The 19,933-nt window shown below is 44.4% G+C and carries 17 protein-coding genes and 1 pseudogene; 11 read left to right on the top strand and 7 right to left on the bottom strand.

Annotation, left to right across the window (positions count from 1 at the left end):
• Nucleotides 1–132: 132 nt before the first annotated feature.
• Together RT064_RS00185 and RT064_RS00190 are read left to right on the top strand one after the other, a co-directional pair.
• Entirely contained in the window at nucleotides 133–564 is a 432-nt protein-coding gene (locus RT064_RS00185) for a hypothetical protein (RefSeq protein WP_313060013.1), read from the top strand.
• Between the two features lie 259 nt (nucleotides 565–823).
• Complete coding sequence (locus RT064_RS00190) at nucleotides 824–1,048, top strand: hypothetical protein (RefSeq protein ID WP_313060016.1); 225 nt, start codon at nucleotides 824–826, stop codon at nucleotides 1,046–1,048.
• Nucleotides 1,049–1,313: 265 nt separating this feature from the next.
• Here RT064_RS00190 and putP read toward each other — a convergent pair.
• A pseudogene (putP, locus tag RT064_RS00195) lies at nucleotides 1,314–2,528 on the bottom strand (sodium/proline symporter PutP); the annotation flags it as partial.
• Nucleotides 2,529–2,737: 209 nt separating this feature from the next.
• Nucleotides 2,738–3,577, bottom strand: a complete 840-nt coding sequence (gene trmB / locus RT064_RS00200) for a tRNA (guanosine(46)-N7)-methyltransferase TrmB (RefSeq protein WP_313060018.1) — start codon at nucleotides 3,575–3,577, stop codon at nucleotides 2,738–2,740.
• Between the two features lie 108 nt (nucleotides 3,578–3,685).
• Between trmB and RT064_RS00205 the strand changes: the two genes are divergently transcribed.
• Entirely contained in the window at nucleotides 3,686–4,633 is a 948-nt protein-coding gene (locus tag RT064_RS00205) for a pilin (RefSeq protein ID WP_050324205.1), read from the top strand.
• Nucleotides 4,634–4,761: 128 nt separating this feature from the next.
• Here the strand turns inward: RT064_RS00205 and htpG are convergent, their stop codons facing one another.
• Together htpG and ispH are read right to left on the bottom strand one after the other, a co-directional pair.
• A complete protein-coding gene (htpG, locus tag RT064_RS00210) occupies nucleotides 4,762–6,732 on the bottom strand; it encodes a molecular chaperone HtpG (RefSeq protein ID WP_313060022.1) in 1,971 nt (656 codons plus the stop codon).
• A 236-nt stretch (nucleotides 6,733–6,968) separates the two neighbouring features.
• Nucleotides 6,969–7,937: a 4-hydroxy-3-methylbut-2-enyl diphosphate reductase gene (ispH, locus tag RT064_RS00215; protein ID WP_313060025.1), complete on the bottom strand. Its 969-nt coding sequence runs from the start codon at nucleotides 7,935–7,937 to the stop codon at nucleotides 6,969–6,971.
• 196 nt (nucleotides 7,938–8,133) lie between these two features.
• On the opposite strand from ispH, the gene gmk reads away from it, so the two are divergent.
• Complete coding sequence (gene gmk / locus RT064_RS00220) at nucleotides 8,134–8,751, top strand: guanylate kinase (RefSeq protein ID WP_062334573.1); 618 nt, start codon at nucleotides 8,134–8,136, stop codon at nucleotides 8,749–8,751.
• Nucleotides 8,752–8,821: 70 nt separating this feature from the next.
• On the opposite strand, the gene RT064_RS00225 is transcribed toward gmk, so the two are convergent.
• Nucleotides 8,822–9,769: a LysR family transcriptional regulator gene (locus RT064_RS00225; RefSeq protein ID WP_313060029.1), complete on the bottom strand. Its 948-nt coding sequence runs from the start codon at nucleotides 9,767–9,769 to the stop codon at nucleotides 8,822–8,824.
• A gap of 173 nt (nucleotides 9,770–9,942) precedes the next feature.
• Between RT064_RS00225 and RT064_RS00230 the strand changes: the two genes are divergently transcribed.
• The 5 genes from RT064_RS00230 to RT064_RS00250 all read left to right on the top strand — a co-directional run bounded on the left by RT064_RS00230 (nucleotide 9,943) and on the right by RT064_RS00250 (nucleotide 15,316).
• Nucleotides 9,943–11,181 carry an acyl-CoA dehydrogenase family protein gene (locus tag RT064_RS00230; protein ID WP_313060032.1) on the top strand — a complete coding sequence of 413 codons (1,239 nt, stop codon included), beginning with the start codon at nucleotides 9,943–9,945 and terminating at the stop codon, nucleotides 11,179–11,181.
• A gap of 130 nt (nucleotides 11,182–11,311) precedes the next feature.
• Entirely contained in the window at nucleotides 11,312–12,379 is a 1,068-nt protein-coding gene (locus RT064_RS00235) for a phosphotransferase family protein (protein WP_313060034.1), read from the top strand.
• Between the two features lie 8 nt (nucleotides 12,380–12,387).
• The gene (locus tag RT064_RS00240; RefSeq protein ID WP_313060037.1) at nucleotides 12,388–13,152 is read left to right on the top strand and encodes a histidine phosphatase family protein; all 765 of its coding nucleotides are present in this window, start codon (nucleotides 12,388–12,390) and stop codon (nucleotides 13,150–13,152) included.
• Nucleotides 13,153–13,252: 100 nt separating this feature from the next.
• Nucleotides 13,253–14,056, top strand: a complete 804-nt coding sequence (locus tag RT064_RS00245) for an SDR family oxidoreductase (protein ID WP_313060593.1) — start codon at nucleotides 13,253–13,255, stop codon at nucleotides 14,054–14,056.
• 447 nt (nucleotides 14,057–14,503) lie between these two features.
• Nucleotides 14,504–15,316, top strand: a complete 813-nt coding sequence (locus RT064_RS00250; protein ID WP_313060596.1) for an SDR family oxidoreductase — start codon at nucleotides 14,504–14,506, stop codon at nucleotides 15,314–15,316.
• A 114-nt stretch (nucleotides 15,317–15,430) separates the two neighbouring features.
• Here RT064_RS00250 and msrAB read toward each other — a convergent pair whose 3' ends face one another.
• Entirely contained in the window at nucleotides 15,431–17,164 is a 1,734-nt protein-coding gene (gene msrAB / locus RT064_RS00255; RefSeq protein WP_313060039.1) for a bifunctional peptide-methionine (S)-S-oxide reductase MsrA/peptide-methionine (R)-S-oxide reductase MsrB, read from the bottom strand.
• Nucleotides 17,165–17,490: 326 nt separating this feature from the next.
• Here msrAB and RT064_RS00260 point away from each other — a divergent pair, with 326 nt between their 5' ends.
• Nucleotides 17,491–18,798, top strand: a complete 1,308-nt coding sequence (locus RT064_RS00260) for a sensor histidine kinase (RefSeq protein ID WP_313060042.1) — start codon at nucleotides 17,491–17,493, stop codon at nucleotides 18,796–18,798.
• A gap of 9 nt (nucleotides 18,799–18,807) precedes the next feature.
• A complete protein-coding gene (locus tag RT064_RS00265; protein WP_313060044.1) occupies nucleotides 18,808–19,368 on the top strand; it encodes a response regulator transcription factor in 561 nt (186 codons plus the stop codon).
• 211 nt (nucleotides 19,369–19,579) lie between these two features.
• Here RT064_RS00265 and RT064_RS00270 read toward each other — a convergent pair whose 3' ends face one another.
• Nucleotides 19,580–19,792, bottom strand: coding sequence for a cold-shock protein (locus tag RT064_RS00270; protein ID WP_050324216.1), 213 nt, complete (start codon nucleotides 19,790–19,792; stop codon nucleotides 19,580–19,582).
• Nucleotides 19,793–19,933: the final 141 nt, after the last annotated feature.

The raw sequence follows: 19,933 nt of genomic DNA on the forward strand, positions 1-19,933 counted from the left end.
TTTTTGCTTAGATTAAAAATATTTTTGGTCGCTTTTGCTTAGTCTAAGCAAATCTAAGCAAAAAATAATAAAGGTATTTAAATTGGTATGAAAAAGAATAAAGAACAGTTGGGCTTAGAGTTTTGGGAAAGGATGAATACTCTTATTGGAGATGAACGCCCGTATAGTTGGGCAGTTAGACATGATATTCCAAAAGGCTCATTCCAAAGTGCCTATGAAAGAAAGGCAAAGCCCCTAGATAAAACGCTTGATAAATGGGCAGAATTGATAGGCGTCAATGCTCATTGGCTTAAGACAGGGCAGGGCAACCCACAAGTTCCTACTATTACCCTAGACCTGCCACCAGAATACAATGACCACCAGCAAGCTATACAGAACATTAGCATGGGCAGACTTATGGAAGCTCTCATCTTTGTCGATGAATTCCTAGAGGAAACCAATCGCACCATGACCGCAGAGCATAAAGCAGAACTCGTTATCAAAGTCTGCCACCTGCTTGCCATCATGCCAGAGCTAGACGATGACCAAAAACAAGCTCTCAAAGATACTTTAAAAATCGCTTAACGTTAGAAGTTAATAAAAAACATTCTAACGTTCATTAAAGCAAAATAATTTCGCAAAAATCATTTTTGCTTAGTTTTGCAAATCATTGAAATATATACATATTATTTTTGTCCGCACTGCCTAATTCTTTGCAAAAATATGGAGTTAATTACAGCGTCATATATTGACGTTTACCGTGTTACTACCGTGTTTTCAATCCTTTTTTTAGCGTTAGAATCTGCTAACATGACACTCCAATACATAGCAAAGGAGCGTTAAAATGTCAGCACAATCTAATCCACTTCATGTAATAGCAGACAATGGCAGAACAACGCCAGACGGCTTAAAACGTGAGCTCGCTGGGTACTTAGCTGCCAATTCAACACCTGCCTTTACTGCCACCATCGACCATGTCACTGGATCACGTATCGTTCTAACCGCGCCATCGACATCTGACTTGGTTCAGCTCGTCCAAGCCACCCTAGTACCCATAAAAGTACACTAAATTAGTCTAAAATAACTTCTAAAAAAACCGCCCTAAAAAAAATTATCCACATTTAGTCTAAAATAAAATATAAAAAGCCCCATCACACGATGAGGCTCTTTTTTTCAAAAATTTTCTTATCAGCTATTCAATTACCCACTGCTCAATGCCTTACTACCACTACATTTAAAAAAACCAAATCCATCCCATCATATCCAATCTCTTCCCATTTCTTCCCACTTTTTTCCAACCCTTCCAAGTCTAAAATAAAGTATCAAATCACACAAGCATAAGAGACCAATCTCAACACTTTGCTGTCTGGGTTTTGGGCAATGACAATGGCAATTGCTGAGACCAAAAGCACCATGAATCGACCAATCCAAACCAACTCTTTTTGCGTGGCAGTAGGGCGAATAAAGCCTTTATAAAAATCTTCTGTAATCGCGCTTGAGCATACCAATAATTGACAGCTGAGGGTACTCATGACCGCCGCCAAAATAGCAGACAATACCACACCGACAATCCAAGGGTTAAATAACAATTGTGCCAAACCGATAAAGATACGCTCGTTGTTATCTTTTAAAATGGCAGTTTGTTCAGGATGCACCGTCATATAGGCAAGCCCAAAATAACCGACTGCCACCGCACCTGCTAGGCATAAAATCATCCAAGTCATACCGATACGACGGGCATTATTTAGTGATTTGACCGAATTTGCCGCCATAAAACGTGCCAAAATATGTGGCTGACCAAAATAACCCAAGCCCCACGCAGCCGCACTGATGATACCGATGAATGACGTACCAAACAGCAAGTTACCGTAGTTTTTGTTATTTGCCTGTGCCGCCATACTGACCGCCGCATGAATCTCATCCATACCGCCTAAGTTTAAATAAACCATGATGGGCGCAAATACCAGCGCAAAAATCATCAAACTTGCTTGAATAGTATCCGTCCAGCTTACCGCCAAAAAGCCCCCAATAAAGGTATAGATAATGGTGGCAAATGCCCCTAGCCACATAGCCGTGGCATAATCAATTTCAAACAAGCTTTCAAATAGTCGCGCACCTGCGACAATGCCTGAGGCGCAATAAATGGTAAAGAAAAATAAAATAATCGCCGCCGAAGCAATTTTAATCAATTTATTGTTGGCGCCAAAGCGGTGGTGAAAGTATTCAGGCAAAGTTAGCGCATTGTTATTAAACTCAGTATGCACCCGCAGTCGACCCGCCACCAAAAGCCAGTTAAAATAGGCACCAATGACCAAGCCAATCGCAATCCAAGACTCACTCAACCCCGATACATAAATCGCCCCAGGTAACCCCATCAGCAGCCATCCTGACATATCTGACGCACCTGCCGACATCGCGGTCACAAAACTGCCCAGACTACGGCCACCCAAAATATAGTCATCAAAGTTACGCGTGGCAAAATATGCCGCAAACCCGATGCCCAATACCAAAATCAAATACAACGTAAATGTAATATAAACGGGTGTCATCCCATCACTCCTAAGGTTATCCCGATTCAAGGTAATAAAACCACTAAAAATTGATAGTAGTCATAGAGATTTTACGTGGCATCACACGCTAATCGACATCCTGATAGATACCATCTAATAACGAAAAGTCACATTGTAGAAAAATTCTAGGCATAAAAAAAGGATAATCGCTGTGATTATCCTGTTTATGGCATAAAATTGTCAACGCGCTAAACTTTGCGATACATAATGTCATAAATAGCGCGACCTTCCTCCATACCGCGTTTTTCAAATTTAGTCAGTGGACGAAAATCGGGACGCGGCAAAAAGTTACCTATACCTTCGCTGTTTTTGCCTTCGACATTTTCAAATCCACTTAAACTATCCATGACTTCAATCATCCAGTGGGCATAATGTTCCCAATCGGTGGCAGCATGAAATATGCCGCCTTTTTTCAGCACCCGTTCCACCACCCTCATGCGATCAGCACTGACAAAACGGCGTTTGTAATGGCGCTTTTTTTGCCAAGGGTCGGGAAAATACAACTGCAGCGTGTCAATATGCGCCGCCGGTAATTGCTGCATCAGGGCAATGGCATCACCACTGATGAGTTTGAGGTTATTTAGACCCAGTTCCCCTGCCAAAAATGCACAATTGCCCAGTCCTGCCTCATGTACTTCAATGCCGACAAAGTTTCGTGTTGGGTCATTTTTTGCCATTTCCACCAAGCTTGTGCCCATACCAAAGCCAATTTCAAATGTCAAAGGCGCATCAGGGTTTGAAAATAGCTCACGCAAATTGGTTATACCGCCGATATCCATTGCTTGTATTGCATCCAAATTGGGCTGGACAAAAAAATGGGCAAAGTCTGACTGTAACCCAGCTTCTGCCTTTTTGCCCACATGGGTTTTGCGCTTCATAAAAGTTTGAATGGCGCGATAGTGCGGGGATGAATCAAGGTTTTCATCATTCGGTTGAGGGCTAGTGGAGAGATTGGGAGAAAGGCATTGGGCATCGGGTTTAGCCGCATCAACTTTCTCAGAGCTTTGGGTGTCTTGATGTGTCATCATTTGCAAAAATCGTAGTTGGTGTGATAAAGGGTGGTTGTGATAAAATTCGGCTATTATAAGTGAAAACCCCAAAAAGTGAAAACAACCAATGGATAATCCCTAATCGCCATGCTATTTCTTGAAAAAACATCACCGCCGCCATTTTGGCAGCCACAGCTAACTGATAAACAGCGTCTGATGTATGACAAAGCCTTTATCGGCAATCGCTCGCAGGCGTATTATCTCAAGCGTTTTGCCCAGTTTGATCAAGCAGGGCGCTTGACGGCAAAGTGGCATTGGGCAGGGTTTTTGATGACGTTTCCTTGGCTGTTATACCGTAAGCGATTTTTAGATAGCATTGTCTATTCGGTGGCGGGATGGTCATTTATTCAGCTCAATGTCACCATCATTTTGGTAGCGATAGAGTATTTATTGATACGCAATCTTGATGAAGCAATTCGTATGCCGCTACGTATTGGCATTGGGCTTGCGATTTGGTTATTTTGGTCGGTGATGGTGGCACGTTGGAGCGATGCTTATTATTATCGGATGGCGCGCCGTGAAATCGCCGATGCGATTGAAATGTATCCGCGGGATGAGGAAAAACAGCTGGCTCATATCCGCAGGCACGGCGGTGTAAGTTTGGTGGGTTTGGCGCTGGCGTTTGGCTTTTATGCGTTTTCTTTGTTTGTGATACAAGTGCAGTTTTTGCCGATTTATGCCAAACAAAAAGCCAACGCCACGCTGTTTGAGGTGCTTGATATCGTAGAAAGCGCACAGGGACGAGTCGATGCCATCTACAAAGCCACCGGTCAATGTCCTGTCAATACACCGCTAAGCACAGATAACCAAAAAGTGGTGTTAAAAGTGCTAACCCAAGCAGAAAGCATCCCAACTGACAGTCATTGTATGATTCAAGCGACAGTACGAGGCGTACCATTCCCCAATCGCTGGCTCAATGGTCAGACGCTGACCATGTACCGTATTGGCGATAGTAAAGTCGATGGTAGTTGGGGCTGCATCACCTCACTCAATCGCAAGCAAATTCCCAAACAATGTATGCTTGCCGAGCGCTGATAAAATAGTGGTGCTTACAACCACTAGCCAATGCGATGGCGGTGGTTTTCAAAAAAAACCGAAGCCTAAGCAACAGCCTAGGCTTCGGTTTTTATTTATCGGTTTTATTTTGAAGCCAGCAAAATAACTTACTTCATCAACAACGCATTAACGCGTTTTAGATAAGCGGCTGGGTCTTCAAGCTGACCGCCTTCAGCAAGTAGTGCTTGGTCAAAAATCACTTGCGCAAGGTCATCGAACTGCTCCGCGCTTTCCAATTTTTGAATGAGCGGATGGTTCGGGTTGACTTCCAAAATTGGCTTGCTCTCTGGCACAGGTTGACCCATTTGTTTAAGCATTTGCATCATCTGTGGTGATAGTTCACCATCTGCAGTCACTAGCAAAGCAGGACTGTCGACAAGGCGATTGGATACGCGCACATCTTTAGCACGGCTACCCAACACGCCTTTGAGTTTTTCTACCACAGGCTTAAAGGTTTCTTCCGCTTTTTTGGCTTCTTCCTTTTCGGCTTCATCGGTCAAATCACCCAAGTCTACCGCGCCTTTGGCGATGTTTTGTAGCGGTGTGCCATCGTATTCAAACATAAAGTTCATTGCCCATTCATCAACCGGGTTGGTCATCAAGATGACTTCAATGCCTTTTTTCTTGAACACTTCAAGTTGCGGACTGGCTTTGGCGGCGGCAAGGTTTTCAGCTGTTAGATAATAAATCGCCTTTTGACCGTCTTTCATACGGCCTTTATAGTCGTCAAAGCTGGTGACCACATTGTCATCAGTGGTAGTGGCATAGCGCAATAATTTGGCAATTTTATCCCTATTGCTTTGGTCTTCACCCAAGCCTTCTTTTAAGACGTTGCCAAATTCAGCATAAAACTGTTGGTATTTTTCTTGCTTTTCGGCTTCATCGCTATTGGCTAAGCTAGCTAGCACGGTCAATATACGGCGGGCGTTACCATCGCGGATGGATTTGACATCGCGAGACTCTTGCAGGATTTCACGGCTGACATTGAGCGGTAAATCCGCGGTATCAATCACACCTTTGACAAACCGCAGATACATCGGCAATAACTGCTCGGCATCATCCATGATAAATACACGTTTGACGTACAGTTTTAGACCGTGTTTTTGCTCACGTTGGTACAGGTCAAACGGCGCCTTTTTAGGGATATATAGCAGCTGGGTATATTGTAGACGTCCTTCGACACGGTTGTGCGTCCAAGTTAGCGGCTCATCATAGTCATAGGTAAGATTTTTATAAAATTCTTTATACTCTTCGTCTGTAATTTCTGAAGGTGAGCGCGTCCATAGGGCATTGGCTTGGTTGATGGTTTCCCATTCGTCAGTGGTTATCATTTGACCTTGGGGCATCTCATCTTTGGCAGTTTCGCCCCCTGCTTCTGAATTAGCAGTTTTTTGCGCGTCAGTGAGTTCTTCTTCTTGCCAAACTTCTTTGCGCATTTGGATTGGCAAGCTGATATGGTCAGAGTATTTATTGACTAAAGATTTAATTTTGTGGCGGTCAAGGTATTCGCTGTGTTCGTCGGTGATATGTAAAATCACTGTCGTGCCACGGGTAGGCTTTTCGATGGTTTCGGTGGTGAATTCACCGGTACCGTCTGAAACCCAGCGCACGCCTTGGCTGGCAGGCTCACCGGCTTTACGCGATTCCACCGTGATGGTGTCCGCTACGATAAAACCTGAATAAAAACCCACCCCAAATTGACCAATCAAATTACCGTCTTGTTTTTGTGCATCGGATAATTTTTCTAAGAAAGCTTTGGTGCCTGATTTGGCAATAGTACCCAAATGTTCTATCGCATCGGCTTCATTCATACCGATACCATTGTCAATAAAACTGATGGTTTTGGCATCTTTATCAATATCAATGCGAATGCGTAGTTCACTGTCACCTTCATACAGTGCGTCGTTTTGATTGCCTTCAAAGCGCAACTTGTCACAGGCATCAGACGCATTTGAGACCAGCTCACGCACAAAGATATCCGCATTTGAATAAAGCGAGTGGGTGACTAGATGTAATAGCTGCGCGACTTCCGCTTCAAAGCTATGTTTTTTTGGCTCAGGTTTGGTTGAATCTACCATAGTAAGTAACTCCTAAAATAAGAATAAAAATAATTAACCCAATTTATGATGGTTCGTTGTCATAGTTAGGGTGAATGCAAAACTATTTCAAGCACAAGCGACACAATTTTTTAATTTTTAAACAATGAAAAAAGCATACAAGCATTGTTTAAATCACCAATAATGAAATGACCAATAAAAAGCCGAGTAGACTTATACCCGGCTTTACTTGCCATCTGTCCGATACTATATCTCTTTTAAATCTTGGATTCACTAGGATTACGCAGTTGGGGAGAGCGTAACGCTTTGGGCAAGCTAAAGATCACGTTTTCCAAAATACCTGATAATTCTTCAGGTTTTTCGCCGCCCCAAGACTGTAAGGTATCTAATACTTCTTGAATCAATACTTCAGGCGCGGACGCACCCGCAGTCACGCCTACCGTATCCACACCTACAAACCAGTCTCTTTGCATTTCGCCTGCATTATCAATCAAATGCGCTTTGGCGCCCAAACGCTCCGCGAGTTCACGCAAGCGGTTGGAGTTGGATGAATTGGGTGAGCCCACCACTAACACCACTTGACAACGCGCCGCAAGCTCCTTGACCGCATCTTGACGGTTTTGGGTAGCATAACAAATGTCATCTTTACGAGGCGCATGGATTTTGGGGAATTTATTTTTTAGCGCATCAATCACTTCTGCGGTGTCATCCATCGATAGGGTGGTTTGGGTGACAAAAGCCAAATCAGTATCAGTCGGTAAATCAAGATTGGCAACATCCACCACATCTTCAATTAAGTGAATACGTCCACCGTATTGTGGATCGAAGCGTCCCATCGTGCCTTCTACTTCTGGATGACCGGCATGACCAATCAACACCGCATCTACGCCTGTTTTGGCAAATTTATTGACTTCGATATGGACTTTGGTAACCAGTGGGCAAGTGGCATCAAACACCGTCAAATCACGGCGTTCGGCTTCATCTTCCACCGCTTTGGAGACGCCATGCGCTGAAAAAATCACAATCGCCCCATCTGGCACTTCATCCAACTCTTCGACAAATACCGCACCGCGATTGGCAAGGTCTTCCACCACAAATTTGTTGTGTACCACTTCATGGCGTACATAAATAGGCGGTTCAAAGCGCTCAAGGCAGACATTGACGATTTCGATGGCTCTATCGACCCCAGCACAAAAACCACGAGGATTGGCGAGTAAAATTTTCATAACGCAGTTCTTCAGTCATTGATGATTCATGTGGCTAGTTTACCATGAGTTCATACACGCAAAATATGTTAAACGTAAAAAATCAGCGAATCGGTATTGAAAGGCTAAATTACGCAGAAATTGTTAGCAAAAATTGCTAAAATAGCCGATTCAAAAATGGCTACTACTTATTTAATCAAACCCCTAAGGATATGTCATGACTAAAGGCTCATTATTTATCATCACCGCAGCAAGCGGTACTGGCAAAACATCGCTGGTCAAACAGCTGATTGCAACGACCAATGACTTGGCGGTGAGTATCTCGCATTCGACTCGCAAGCCACGTCCTGGTGAGATTGATGGGCAGCATTATCACTTTGTCAGCCGCGAGATATTTGCTGATATGATTAAGCAAGGTGAGTTTTTGGAGCATGCTGAAGTGTTTGAAAACTACTATGGCACTGCCCAGTCCACAGTAGAATTTATGCTGAGCAATGGCTTAGATGTTATCTTAGAAATCGACTGGCAGGGCGCGCTGCAAGTGCAAAAATTGCGTCCCGATGCCACGACCATTTTTATCCTACCGCCCGACCGCCAATCGCTGCGCCAACGGCTCTCTAATCGCGGACAAGACAGTCAAGAGGTCATTGAAAAACGTCTTGCCGGTTCGGTCAATGAAATGTCGCAATACGTGAATTTTGATTATGTGGTGATTAATGACAATTTCGACGTGGCATTAGCGGAGTTAAAATCAATCATCATCGCCAATCGTTTGACACTGGCTAAACAGCAAGAGCGTCACGCTGGCCGTATCGAGCAGCTATTGTCTGAATAAATCATCAATAGCCTATAAATAATCAATAGCCTATAAATAATCAATAAGCGCAACGCGCTAATGAAACGAGCTACTGAAACGCACTAAAAATCTGTTGTCTTAGCCACCCATACAACGGGTCAACCTGTTGTTGTTGGTGCCAATAGCCGTGTAACTCGATATGGGTCAACTCAATTGGCAAATCCAAAATCTGCCAGCCTTGGGCGGGTGGCAAAAATGTGGTGGCTAACTGGCGCGGCAAGGTGAGCAATAGCTTGTCTTGTTTTAGCAATTGAAAAGCCGTGGCATAATGTTGGCAACGGATTTTACTCTGCCGCTGCCAACCTGCTTTGGACAATAAACTATCTTCAATCGACAGACCTAACCGCCGGGATGACACAGTTATATGTTGACTGGCAAAATACTGGGCTTGGGTGATAGTCGGTTCATTCGCCAATTCAGCCGCAAAATTTGGCGCATACAACACCAGCACAAACTCATCTCGCAACAAGGGTTGATGCACAATCTCACTATCCACCACCCGCGCCACATCAATGGCAAAATCCAGCTGTCCAACTTTTAGTTCGTGCGCAAGCGCTGAGCGATTGAGCCGACTACTGGTGATTTGGCAATTGGGCAGGACTTGATGAATTTGGCTGACCAATTTGTTAAACACAATCAATTCAATTTCATCGTGCATGGCAATCGTCAATGTGGCAAAGCTCTGCTGCGCCAGCTCGCCAAGTTTGCTGTCGCTCAATAAATGGTTAGTTTGAAATATTTGTTCAAGATTTTCAAAGCTTTGTTTGACGGTGGGATAAAGCCGTTTGGCATACAGCGTGGGGTGCAGTTCACCTTTTTCCCGATAAAAAAGTTCGTCCCCGAGCGCCTGACGTAACCGACCTAACGCATGACTAATGGCAGATTGGCTTAAATGCAAAGCTTCTGCGGTATGGGTAAGATTTTTAAGCTCAAAAATATAGATAAATAGCCTAAGTAGATTTAAGTCAAGCTGCTTTAACGGGTTTTTACGCAACATATGGATAATACCTTACAAGTAAATGACGGTTATTTGCTCAATAGTTTGGCTAAGACATCCCAGTCGTATGAATTTTATTCATAGTATTTTACTAATTAAAATCATTTTATTCATGATAATAAATCCGTTAAGCTGATTCAATGATTGTTTTAGCCAAATAAGGACAACGCCCAATGGAATTTCAACTTAGCGATAAAGCAAAAGATTACATCGCCCGTACTAAAGCATTTATTCAAACTGAAATCGAACCGATTGAAGCAGAATTTTGGCAAGCGGCGCATAAGCTTAATCCCACAGGCGATTGGACGACTTGGCAATGGCCTGCCAAACTTGAAGAATTAAAAACCAAAGCCCGTGCGCAAAATCTTTGGAATATGTTTTTGCCAGACGAGCAACTGGGTCAAGGACTAAGCGTTCAAGAATACGCCCATATTGCTGAGTTGTCTGGCAGAAGCCTTATTGCACCCCATGTGTTTAACTGTAATGCGCCCGATAGTGGCAATATGGAATTGATTTGGCGCTACGGTAACGACGCCCAAAAACAGCAATGGTTAACGCCGTTATTGGCAGGCGAGATTCGCTCCGTGTTTGGCATGACAGAGCCTGCAGTGGCCAGTAGTGATGCCACCAATATGCAAGCCACGGCGATTGTCGAAGGCGATGAAATTGTGCTTAACGGTCGCAAATGGTGGTCATCAGGTTTGGGCGATCCAAACGCTAAACTTATTATTTTTATGGCACATACCCCAGATGAGAGCAAAGATCGTCATCATCAGCACACCATGGTACTGGTACCTATAGATACCCAAGGCGTCAAGATTGAACGCATGCTCAAAGTGTTTAATGATTATGATGCACCGCATGGACATGGCGAAATGCTTTTTGACAACGTGCGTGTGCCGATTAGCAATGTCATCGGTGGGGCAGGCGAGGGATTTGCGATTGCTCAAGGGCGCTTAGGACCGGGTCGGATTCACCACTGTATGCGTTGTATTGGCGCGGCAGAAAAATCGCTAGAGCTTGCCATCGATCGCGGGCTAAGCCGTAGTGCATTTGGCAAACCGCTGCTTGATTTAGGGGGCAACCGTGAACGTATCGCTGACGCCCGTGTCAAAATTGACCAAGCGCGTCTGTTAACCCTGTATGCTGCCTATAAAATGGATAAACTTGGCACCAAAGCGGCGTTAACCGAAATCTCCGCGATTAAAGTGGTCGCCCCAACGGTACTCCAAGAAGTCGTCGATATGGCGATTCAGCTGCATGGGGGTATGGGTGTGAGCCAAGATACGCTGTTGCCGATGTTTTTTAACCAAGCCCGCAGCCTACGCCTTGCCGATGGACCTGACGAAGTGCATAAAGGCATGATTGCCAAACTGGAAGTGAAAAAACGCCAACAAGCGACGACCAAATAACTACCAGATAACTAGCAAATAACTAACAGATAGCTAACAAAAAAGACGTAATGTCAGGTTACGTCATTTTGCTATTTGACCTAGTTAAAAATACAAGTTAAAAAACAAGATAAAAAACAAGGATGAGACTATGCTTGATACTGCGAACCCAGTACGCAAAGGCGAAGAGATTGACAGCGACGCGGTCACCGAGTATTTAATGAGCCAAGGCATCGCTTTGCAAGGTCAGCCAGAAGTTACCCAATTTTCAGGGGGCGCATCCAACTGGACATACCGCCTAAAATATGCCAACCGTGATTTGATTTTACGCCGCCCACCCAAAGGTACCAAAGCCAAATCCGCCCATGATATGGTGCGTGAGTACAAAGTTCAAAAAGCGCTACAATCACAATACCCACGAGTCCCCAATATGGTCGCCCTGTGTACCGATGACAGCGTGATTGGTTGCGATTTTTATGTCATGGATCGCATCGAGGGTATTATTCCCCGCGCTAACTTGCCAAAAGCGTTGACGTTAAGCGAACAGCAAGTCAGCGAGCTATGCCGGCAGGTGGTCGATGCACTGATTGATTTACACAAGGTCGATTACACCCAAAACCCTGATTTGGTGGCACTTGGTAAAGGCGAAGGCTACTGCGAGCGCCAAGTCATGGGCTGGGATAAGCGCTACGAGCAAGCCCGCACGCCTGATGTGCCTGATTTTGCCGATGTGCGTCAGTGGTTAAAAGCCAACACCCCAACAGATGTTAAAACTAGCGTAATTCATAATGACTGGCGTTTTGACAATGTGATTTTAGACCCAAACAATCCAACCAATATCATTGGTGTGCTCGACTGGGAAATGGCAACGATAGGCGATCCCTTGATGGATTTGGGCTGTGCGTTAGCTTACTGGATTCAAGCCGATGACAATGCGGTGATGAAAGCTACGCGCCGTCAGCCGACCAATCTGCCAGGCATGATGACCCGTGCCGAAGTGGTCGAGTACTACCTGCAAAAAACGGGGCTGAAAGTGGATAACTGGCGCTTCTACGAAGTGTTTGGGGTGTTTCGTTTGGCAGCGATTGCGCAGCAGATTTATTACCGTTATTATCATCAGCAGACGGATAATCCGGCGTTCAAAGATTTTGGCGTGATTGTCAACGCCTTGCACGACCGCTGTGTCGAACTTATCGAAAAAAATAACAATAAATCATAGGGATGCTCATGAAACTCATCAGCCTTGTCCGTCATGGGCAAGCGTCATTTGGCGCAGACAATTATGACCAACTGTCCCCAAAAGGTATCGCTCAGACCCAATGGCTTGGTGATAGTTTTCGCCAGTCAGGTCGGCAAGTGCACGCGCTGATGTCAGGCAGCATGGCGCGCCAAAAGGACAGTCTCAAGCATTTTTTAAGCCATTATTATGTCACCCGTGAAGGCATTGAACTAACTGAAATCACTCACCATGTGCAAAACATAGCAAATCCCAGTTTGACCATGCCGCTATTGCTCGGTGAAGATAGCAGTTTTAATGAGTTTAATCATGAGCAAATTCTTTATAAAGCGGGATTGCCATTTGCGGATAAAGCCAGTTTTATGGCGTATTTATCCAGTCAAACACACCCTGAAATTAGTTTTACTGATATTTTTAGGCAAGCCGTGAGCCGTTGGCAAAGCGGTCAGTACGACAGCGATTATGATGAAAGTTGGCAACACTTTTTGCAGCGCACCTGGAACGGTTTTGAGTGTTTAATTGCCCAAACTGGCGAGCATGAACATGCGATGGTATTTACCTCAGGTGGCGTGATTGCCAGTATCATGCAGCAAGTAATGAAACTATCAGATGTGCAAGCTTTTGATTTGAACTGGCATATTGCCAACGCCAGTGTTCACCAATTTCGCGTGAGTGACCAAGGTGTTTTTTTACAGACCTTTAATGAGTTTAGCTATTTATATCAACAAGGCGAGCAGATGGTGACTTGGCGCTAAGATTTAGCTCACCAGTTTAACGTTTAAAAAAATTTAACAAATAATTAAGGAAGAAATAATGCAAACATTACCGGAATTACTGCAGCAAGTTCAAGCCACAATGACACCCCCGAACACTGACTTATCGCCCTTTATAGATAACCAAGTGGGCAAGGGTAAAACTATCTTGATTACTGGCGCAAGCTCGGGGCTAGGGGCAGGCATGGCGACCCATTTTGCTCGCATGGGTTATAACCTGGCAATTTGTGCGCGACGCACCGAACGCCTAGAACAACTCAAAGCCAACCTGTTAGCGGATAATCCGACGATTAAAGTCAGTGTCAAGGCACTCGATGTAACTGATTATGCACAGGTTTTTAAAGTGTTTCATGAATTTGCCCAAGAGTTTGGCAGGCTTGATCGTATCATCATCAATGCAGGGGTCGGTGAGGGTCGCCGTATTGGCAAGGGTAATTTTGAAATTAATCGCAAAACTGCCGAAATCAATTTTATTTCAGGTCTTGCCCAGTGTGAAGCGGCAATGGAAATTTTTCGCGCCCAAAATAGCGGTCATTTGGTGGTTATCTCAAGTATGTCGGCGTTCCGTGGTCTGCCAAAACATATGTCAGTGTACGCGGCAAGTAAATCAGCGATTGCAAAGCTTGCTGAAGGGATTCGCGCCGATATGCTGCTATCTGAGTTACCGATTAAAGTGTCAACGATATATCCAGGCTATATACGCACTGAGATTAACGAAGGCGCTAAACCGTTACCCTTTGAAGTGAGTGAAGAAATCGGCACCAAAGCATTGGCAATCGCGATTGAAGGTGAGCCTGATGAAGCGTGTGTCCCTGAACAACCCTGGACACTGATGAGTGATTGGATGAAAAACGCCCCACTGACATGGGTCAATGGTTTGGCATAAACCAAAGAATGGTAAAAAACCCCAAATGAGACCTTGCGCTAATTTGGGTTTTTTATTGTCTTCACATTGGGTGTCTTGATATAGGGCGTCCTAATATAGAGCATCTTAATATAGCGCGTTGCCAGCCTATATATTTGCCTTTGGCGACAGATTTAACATCACCGAGTAGGAGGCTGTTATAAAAAATAGCGAGTGTGAAGGGCTAACCAGTATGGAGGGCTAAAGGGTGTCAGTCATCGTTAACCCTATCGCCATCCTTGTTTATATTATGTATTTAACGCCTATAATGATATTTGCAGTATGCTACACAAGGGTCGAAATGATAAAATCAGCGCCTCTTTGATGATTTTTTATTTATTGTTACGATAACTGAGTGGTACAGGCAAGCAAACGATGAAAAAACTTGAAAACGCGCTACAAAAAATTGATAAATATGGTCAATTTGTGATGAACAAACTGGTCAATCGCCGCTCATTGGCTGAGCTACAAGGTATCGGTCAAGGCAAAACCGTATTGATTACCGGCGCCAGCTCAGGGATTGGCGCGATGATGGCACGCCGATTTGCTTATCTAGGCTATGATTTGGCAATTTGCGCCAGACGAGAAGAGCGATTAACTGCGTTAAAGCAAGACATTGAAAGCAAGTACCCTGTCAAAGTCGCTGTCAAAACTTTGGATGTCACCGATTATAATCAGATTTTTACGGTATTTGATAGCTTTGTGAGTGACTGCAAAACCCGAGGGAAAACCATTGATAAAATTATCGTCAATGCAGGGGTAGGTGATAGCCGCGTCATTGGTCATGGACGCTTTGAGACCAATCGCCATACCGCTGAAGTCAATTTTATCGCAGCGATTGCCCAATGTGAGGCGGCGATGAAGATTTTTCGCCAGCAAAATAGCGGTCAGTTGGTGGTCATCTCAAGTATGTCAGCGGTGCGCGGTTTGCCCCGTCATCTTACCACCTATGCCGCCGCCAAAGCGGGACTGGCAAATTTAGCTGAAGGCATTCGCGCTGATATGATGCAGGAAAAACGTCCGATTACTGTCACCACCATTTATCCCGGTTATATCCGTACCGAGCTTAATATCGGTGCCAAATATTTGCCGTTTGAAAGCACAGAAGAAGAGGGCGTCGAAGCGATTGTCGAAGCGATTGAAGCCAAAGTGGATGAAGCCTTTGTCCCAGCATGGCCTTGGCTGCCGATTGGGATTGGTATGAAAATATTGCCGCTCAGGGTGATGACCAAATTTTTATAAGCGCATATCTAAAAATTTTAAAGTCTTAGCATCATCAACAACGCCTTGGCAGCTGATGGCTTGTCAAAGCGTTTTTGATATCGATACCAGTCAACGTGCTGCCTAGTTGACTGGCTATTTGACCAATGGCATAAGTGCGCCATAGCCTGCCGCTTGCATGTCTGCCAAAGCGATAAATTGTAGCGCATCGCCATTAATACAGTAGCGTAATCCGCCTTTATCCTTGGGACCATCATCAAACACATGCCCCAAATGTGAGTTAGCGACCCGCGAGCGCACTTCTGTTCGTATCATGTTAAAACTGCTATCGGTTGAGGTGGTAATGACGTTTGCGCTAATGGGTTTGGTAAAACTCGGCCAGCCGCACCCCGAATCATATTTATCCGTGGATAAAAACAATGGCTCGCCACTGACGATATCCACATATATACCCTTATCAAACAAATGGTCGTATTGATGGCTAAAGGCGCGCTCTGTAGCTGCGTTTTGGGTAACGTCATACTGCGCTTGGGTCAACCGACTTTTTACATTTTTATCGTAGTTTTGATAGCGGCTAGGATTTAGTGCTTCAGTGACTGTCGTGGCAGGCGCTAAGGCTTTGATAACGGGGATTTTTTGATTGGCAAGGCTAATATCAATATGGCAGTAGCCATTGGGATTTTTGCTCAGATAATCTTGGTGATAATTTTCTGCGTCATAAAAATTCGCCAAGGGTTTATTTTCTACCACAATTTTTTGCGGATATTTTTTTGCCAAATCGGCAAGGGTTTTATCAATGATTGGCTTATCATTGGCATCGGTATAATAAATGCCGGTACGATATTGCGCCCCGCGATCATTGCCTTGTTTGTTGAGACTGGTCGGGTCAATCACTCGCACGTAGTATGCCAAGAGGGTCGCAAGATTGGTTTTATCGATATCATAGATAACTTTGACGGTTTCTGCGTGCCCTGAGCCTGCTGTCACCTGCTCATAGCTCGGGTTCGCGCTATTGCCATTGGCATAACCCGATATCGCATCGACCACACCATCCACGCGCTCCATATACGCCTCTAGCCCCCAAAAGCAGCCACCCGCCAGATAGATAGTATGCGTGCGAATCGGGGTTTTACCATCTGCCTGATAATATACACCGTTATGGTTAATCGGTGCTAAGGCTTTGATGCTAGCGGCTTGCTTATTAGTTTGTTTATTAGCCTGCTCATCAGCTTGGTCAGTCTGGCTAGGCGGAGTTTTTGCTTGATTCATGGCTTTGAGTTCTGCAAAGTCGTTGCTAGCATTGTCTGACAAGGCTTGGATTTGTGTGGGAGTAAGATTACCTTTGACCAGTTTTAATAAATTACCTTGTTTATCCAAAATCGCAAAACTGGGATAGACTTGCACACCAAATTGTTTAATCAGCTTGCCATTGTTATCCATAAGCACCGGTAGGTTAGCATAGTCTTTAGCAAGCACTGTGTACCAAGTTTGAAAATCTTGGGGGGATTTTTCACTCAAATGACTTGGACTGACCACGGTGACGACATTCATATTGGGATACTGCTTTGCCCATGCGTCGCTTTCTTGCAGCGTTGCCAAACACAGCGGGCACCAGCTTGCCCAAAATTTCACCACAGTTGGTTTGTTGGGGTCAATCACATGACGACCCACTTTGCCTAATCTGGGATTGATTTGGCTCAAACCTTGTAAGGTGGCTAACGTATCAGTCGGCAATACATCCGATTTGCTAGCAGCACGCGCAGAGCCAGTGTTTTCTTTGGCATTCATTTTTTGACAACCCAGCAACAGCAGGCTGCTGATTAATAGGGTAGCGGTTAAATTCTTAGCACTTTGAGGAAAATTGACCATGGTACATTTCTCATCTATTTGTAAAGCGTCAAAGATAGCTGTGAGTTGGCACTTAAATAAATTTTTGATTACAAACATAAAGTGAGCCTTTATCTGATTGTAACTGAATCAGCAAATAAGCACACTTTAAAGTTTTAAAAATTAACATTAAAAAAATTATGCCATCATCCATAGGGTTTAAAGAGAAAACTTTTGGTGCATTTGTGGTTATCCTAGTATTGACTAGCCATTGATTTACTTTTGACACGTTAATTCGCTCAAAGTTCGCTCAAAGTGCGGCTGCTTCATGCTAAAATCTTGTTTTATGGTTCGTCAAAAGTTTGCGTATGCATCAAGCCATCAAGAACGTTGCAAAAGCCCCGACTATTGCTCGCTATACCTGGTTAGCTATTATGGTCGCGGCGATGATTTGTGCCGACCAATGGGGCGTTGCCAAACAGCAAATCAATCATCTGCTCACGATTACCGTTATGTATGGGGTCAGCGTTGAGCTGACTAGACGCCTAATGGTTATTCGACACTTTAACCCACAACAATCTTGGCTCATGTTGGCGGGGTTTATTGGGGATTTACTGGCATGGTCAGCCTTTATTTATTATTCAGGTGGCGCCGCCAATCCGTTAATTACCTTGTTTTTGACGGTGATTGCAGTGGCGTCTATGGTGATGCGCACCGTGCCCATCATCAGCTTGTCAATGCTGTCAGTTGGGCTGTATACGCTGTTATGGTATTGTTATGTGCCGCTGACCCTTAGCCACCATGATCACGCAGTGGGTCAAAAACTCCATTTACTGGGTATGTTTGGGGTGTTTATTTTTGCCGCCATCATGTTAACCGCCTTAACGGTTTATTTTAAACAAGCGATGAGCCGCAGTTATCAGGCACTTGAGCAAGCCCAGCAAGCGATTCACCAACAACGTCGGTTGCTTGCTATCAGTAGCCTTGCTGCCAATATCGCCCATGAGATGAGCACGCCGATTGCATCGATGCAATTACTGAGCGATGACATTGCCCAGCAATTAGATGAAGACGATGAGTTATTGGATGACATAAAACTGTTACAGTCACAAATCGACGTCTGCCGCCAATCGCTGCACAAGCTCAAATCCCACATCCAATCCAATGCGCTGCCGCCAGCGCAATCTGAGCCATTGGCATGGGTAACGTCATCAAATTTACCAACGCTACTGCCCAAAGTCGTCAATGATTGGCAATTCATCAACCGCCATGTTGAAGTAGCACTCAATGTACTACCACAACCGATAGCTGTCCCGTTGAGTGAAGAACAGCTGTATTCTATCGTGATGAATATGCTCAATAATGCCTTGCAGGCACAAGCCACAAGGCTTGATATTAGCGTACAGCTTGCTCAAAACGTGATGATTATAATTGAAGACAACGGACAGGGTATCGACAGTAGTATGATACAGCGTATCCAACACCAAACTGCCATCGAATCTGATCATGGCTTAGGGCTTGGCTTGACGATTGCCAAAACGGTTATAGAATATGTTGGCGGACACCTTGAGCTGACCAATAAGCAAAATTCACCCATGCAAAAAAGGTTAGATGATTCAGGTACGTGCGTGAAGATAACGTTACCAGTCATTCATGCGCCCGCCAGTTTATTGTAGGAGACTAGGTTGCAACATTCACCCCTGTTAGCAGAGACATGGCTTATCATTGATGATGATGAGGTGTTTTGCCGTATTTTAAAAAAGTCGTTGGAAAAACAGGGCAATCAGGTATCGACGGCCAGCAATGCCGATAGCGCGCTACAACTGGCAAAGAAGCAGTTACCCAAGTTTATTATACTGGATCTCAACATCGGTGATGACAACGGCATTCATCTGATTAAGCCTTTGCTCGCTATTACCCCCAACGCCAAAATTTTAATGCTTACTGGCTATGCCAGCATTGCGACCGCCGTCAGTGCGGTCAAAATGGGCGCGTATCATTATTTGCCTAAGCCTTGTAGTCTGGATGAAATCTATAAAGTATTGGACATCGTAGCAACCCCTACAAAGTCAATCGGTAGTGCCACGGATGAACGTTTGTCACTTGAACATCACGAATGGGAATACATCCACCAAGTATTAGATGAATGCCAAGGCAATATCAGTGAAGCGGCGAGGGTACTAAAAATGCACCGGCGCACACTACAGCGCAAACTACAAAAAAAACGTAAAGTGGATGCGCAATAACCTTTTTTAACCGCACACAGCAGCCCACAAATCGTCAGCCGAGTCAGCCCAATAGTTGGATGAGCACAAAACACAAAAAAAGCGCTTATAATAAATAAGCGCTTTTTTAATATCTATTTTTTGATATCTATGCAAATGGCTAATCAATCAATGCAGCGTCATTAACGCAGTCACGATATCAGACCATTTACGATAGTAGGCTTAGTTAACCTTAGATAGCAACGATATTGCTAGCTTGGTCGCCTTTTTGACCTTGGGTCACAACGAAAGATACGCGTTGACCTTCCGCTAAGGTTTTGAAACCTGAGCTTGCGATTTGGCTATAATGTGCGAAAACGTCTTTGCCGCCATTGTCTTGTTCGATAAAGCCAAAGCCTTTTGATTCGTTAAACCATTTTACGGTGCCGTTTACAGTATTTGACATAGGATTGTCCTTGATTAGATAGATTTTAAAAGTGGTCATCTGACCCTAAAGCTGGAACTAAGCCACAACACGATTCTATTCGGTATGAAAGAATTGCGGCAGTTTTGATACACGATTCACTTAAAATCTAGGACACAAGCG

Origin of the sequence: Moraxella sp. CTOTU49097 (assembly GCF_032064105.1) — a bacterium.
GTDB lineage: Bacteria > Pseudomonadota > Gammaproteobacteria > Pseudomonadales > Moraxellaceae > Faucicola > Faucicola osloensis_B.

What these genes read in the sequence shown, in the direction of transcription:
- RT064_RS00185 (WP_313060013.1), top strand. Translation starts at nt 133, where the DNA reads ATGAATACTCTTATTGGAGATGAACGCCCGTATAGTTGGGCAGTTAGA.
- RT064_RS00190 (WP_313060016.1), top strand. Translation starts at nt 824, where the DNA reads ATGTCAGCACAATCTAATCCACTTCATGTAATAGCAGACAATGGCAGA.
- trmB (WP_313060018.1), bottom strand. Translation starts at nt 3,577, where the DNA reads ATGATGACACATCAAGACACCCAAAGCTCTGAGAAAGTTGATGCGGCT.
- RT064_RS00205 (WP_050324205.1), top strand. Translation starts at nt 3,686, where the DNA reads ATGCTATTTCTTGAAAAAACATCACCGCCGCCATTTTGGCAGCCACAG.
- htpG (WP_313060022.1), bottom strand. Translation starts at nt 6,732, where the DNA reads ATGGTAGATTCAACCAAACCTGAGCCAAAAAAACATAGCTTTGAAGCG.
- ispH (WP_313060025.1), bottom strand. Translation starts at nt 7,937, where the DNA reads ATGAAAATTTTACTCGCCAATCCTCGTGGTTTTTGTGCTGGGGTCGAT.
- gmk (WP_062334573.1), top strand. Translation starts at nt 8,134, where the DNA reads ATGACTAAAGGCTCATTATTTATCATCACCGCAGCAAGCGGTACTGGC.
- RT064_RS00225 (WP_313060029.1), bottom strand. Translation starts at nt 9,769, where the DNA reads ATGTTGCGTAAAAACCCGTTAAAGCAGCTTGACTTAAATCTACTTAGG.
- RT064_RS00230 (WP_313060032.1), top strand. Translation starts at nt 9,943, where the DNA reads ATGGAATTTCAACTTAGCGATAAAGCAAAAGATTACATCGCCCGTACT.
- RT064_RS00235 (WP_313060034.1), top strand. Translation starts at nt 11,312, where the DNA reads ATGCTTGATACTGCGAACCCAGTACGCAAAGGCGAAGAGATTGACAGC.
- RT064_RS00240 (WP_313060037.1), top strand. Translation starts at nt 12,388, where the DNA reads ATGAAACTCATCAGCCTTGTCCGTCATGGGCAAGCGTCATTTGGCGCA.
- RT064_RS00245 (WP_313060593.1), top strand. Translation starts at nt 13,253, where the DNA reads ATGACACCCCCGAACACTGACTTATCGCCCTTTATAGATAACCAAGTG.
- RT064_RS00250 (WP_313060596.1), top strand. Translation starts at nt 14,504, where the DNA reads ATGAACAAACTGGTCAATCGCCGCTCATTGGCTGAGCTACAAGGTATC.
- msrAB (WP_313060039.1), bottom strand. Translation starts at nt 17,164, where the DNA reads ATGGTCAATTTTCCTCAAAGTGCTAAGAATTTAACCGCTACCCTATTA.
- RT064_RS00260 (WP_313060042.1), top strand. Translation starts at nt 17,491, where the DNA reads ATGCATCAAGCCATCAAGAACGTTGCAAAAGCCCCGACTATTGCTCGC.
- RT064_RS00270 (WP_050324216.1), bottom strand. Translation starts at nt 19,792, where the DNA reads ATGTCAAATACTGTAAACGGCACCGTAAAATGGTTTAACGAATCAAAA.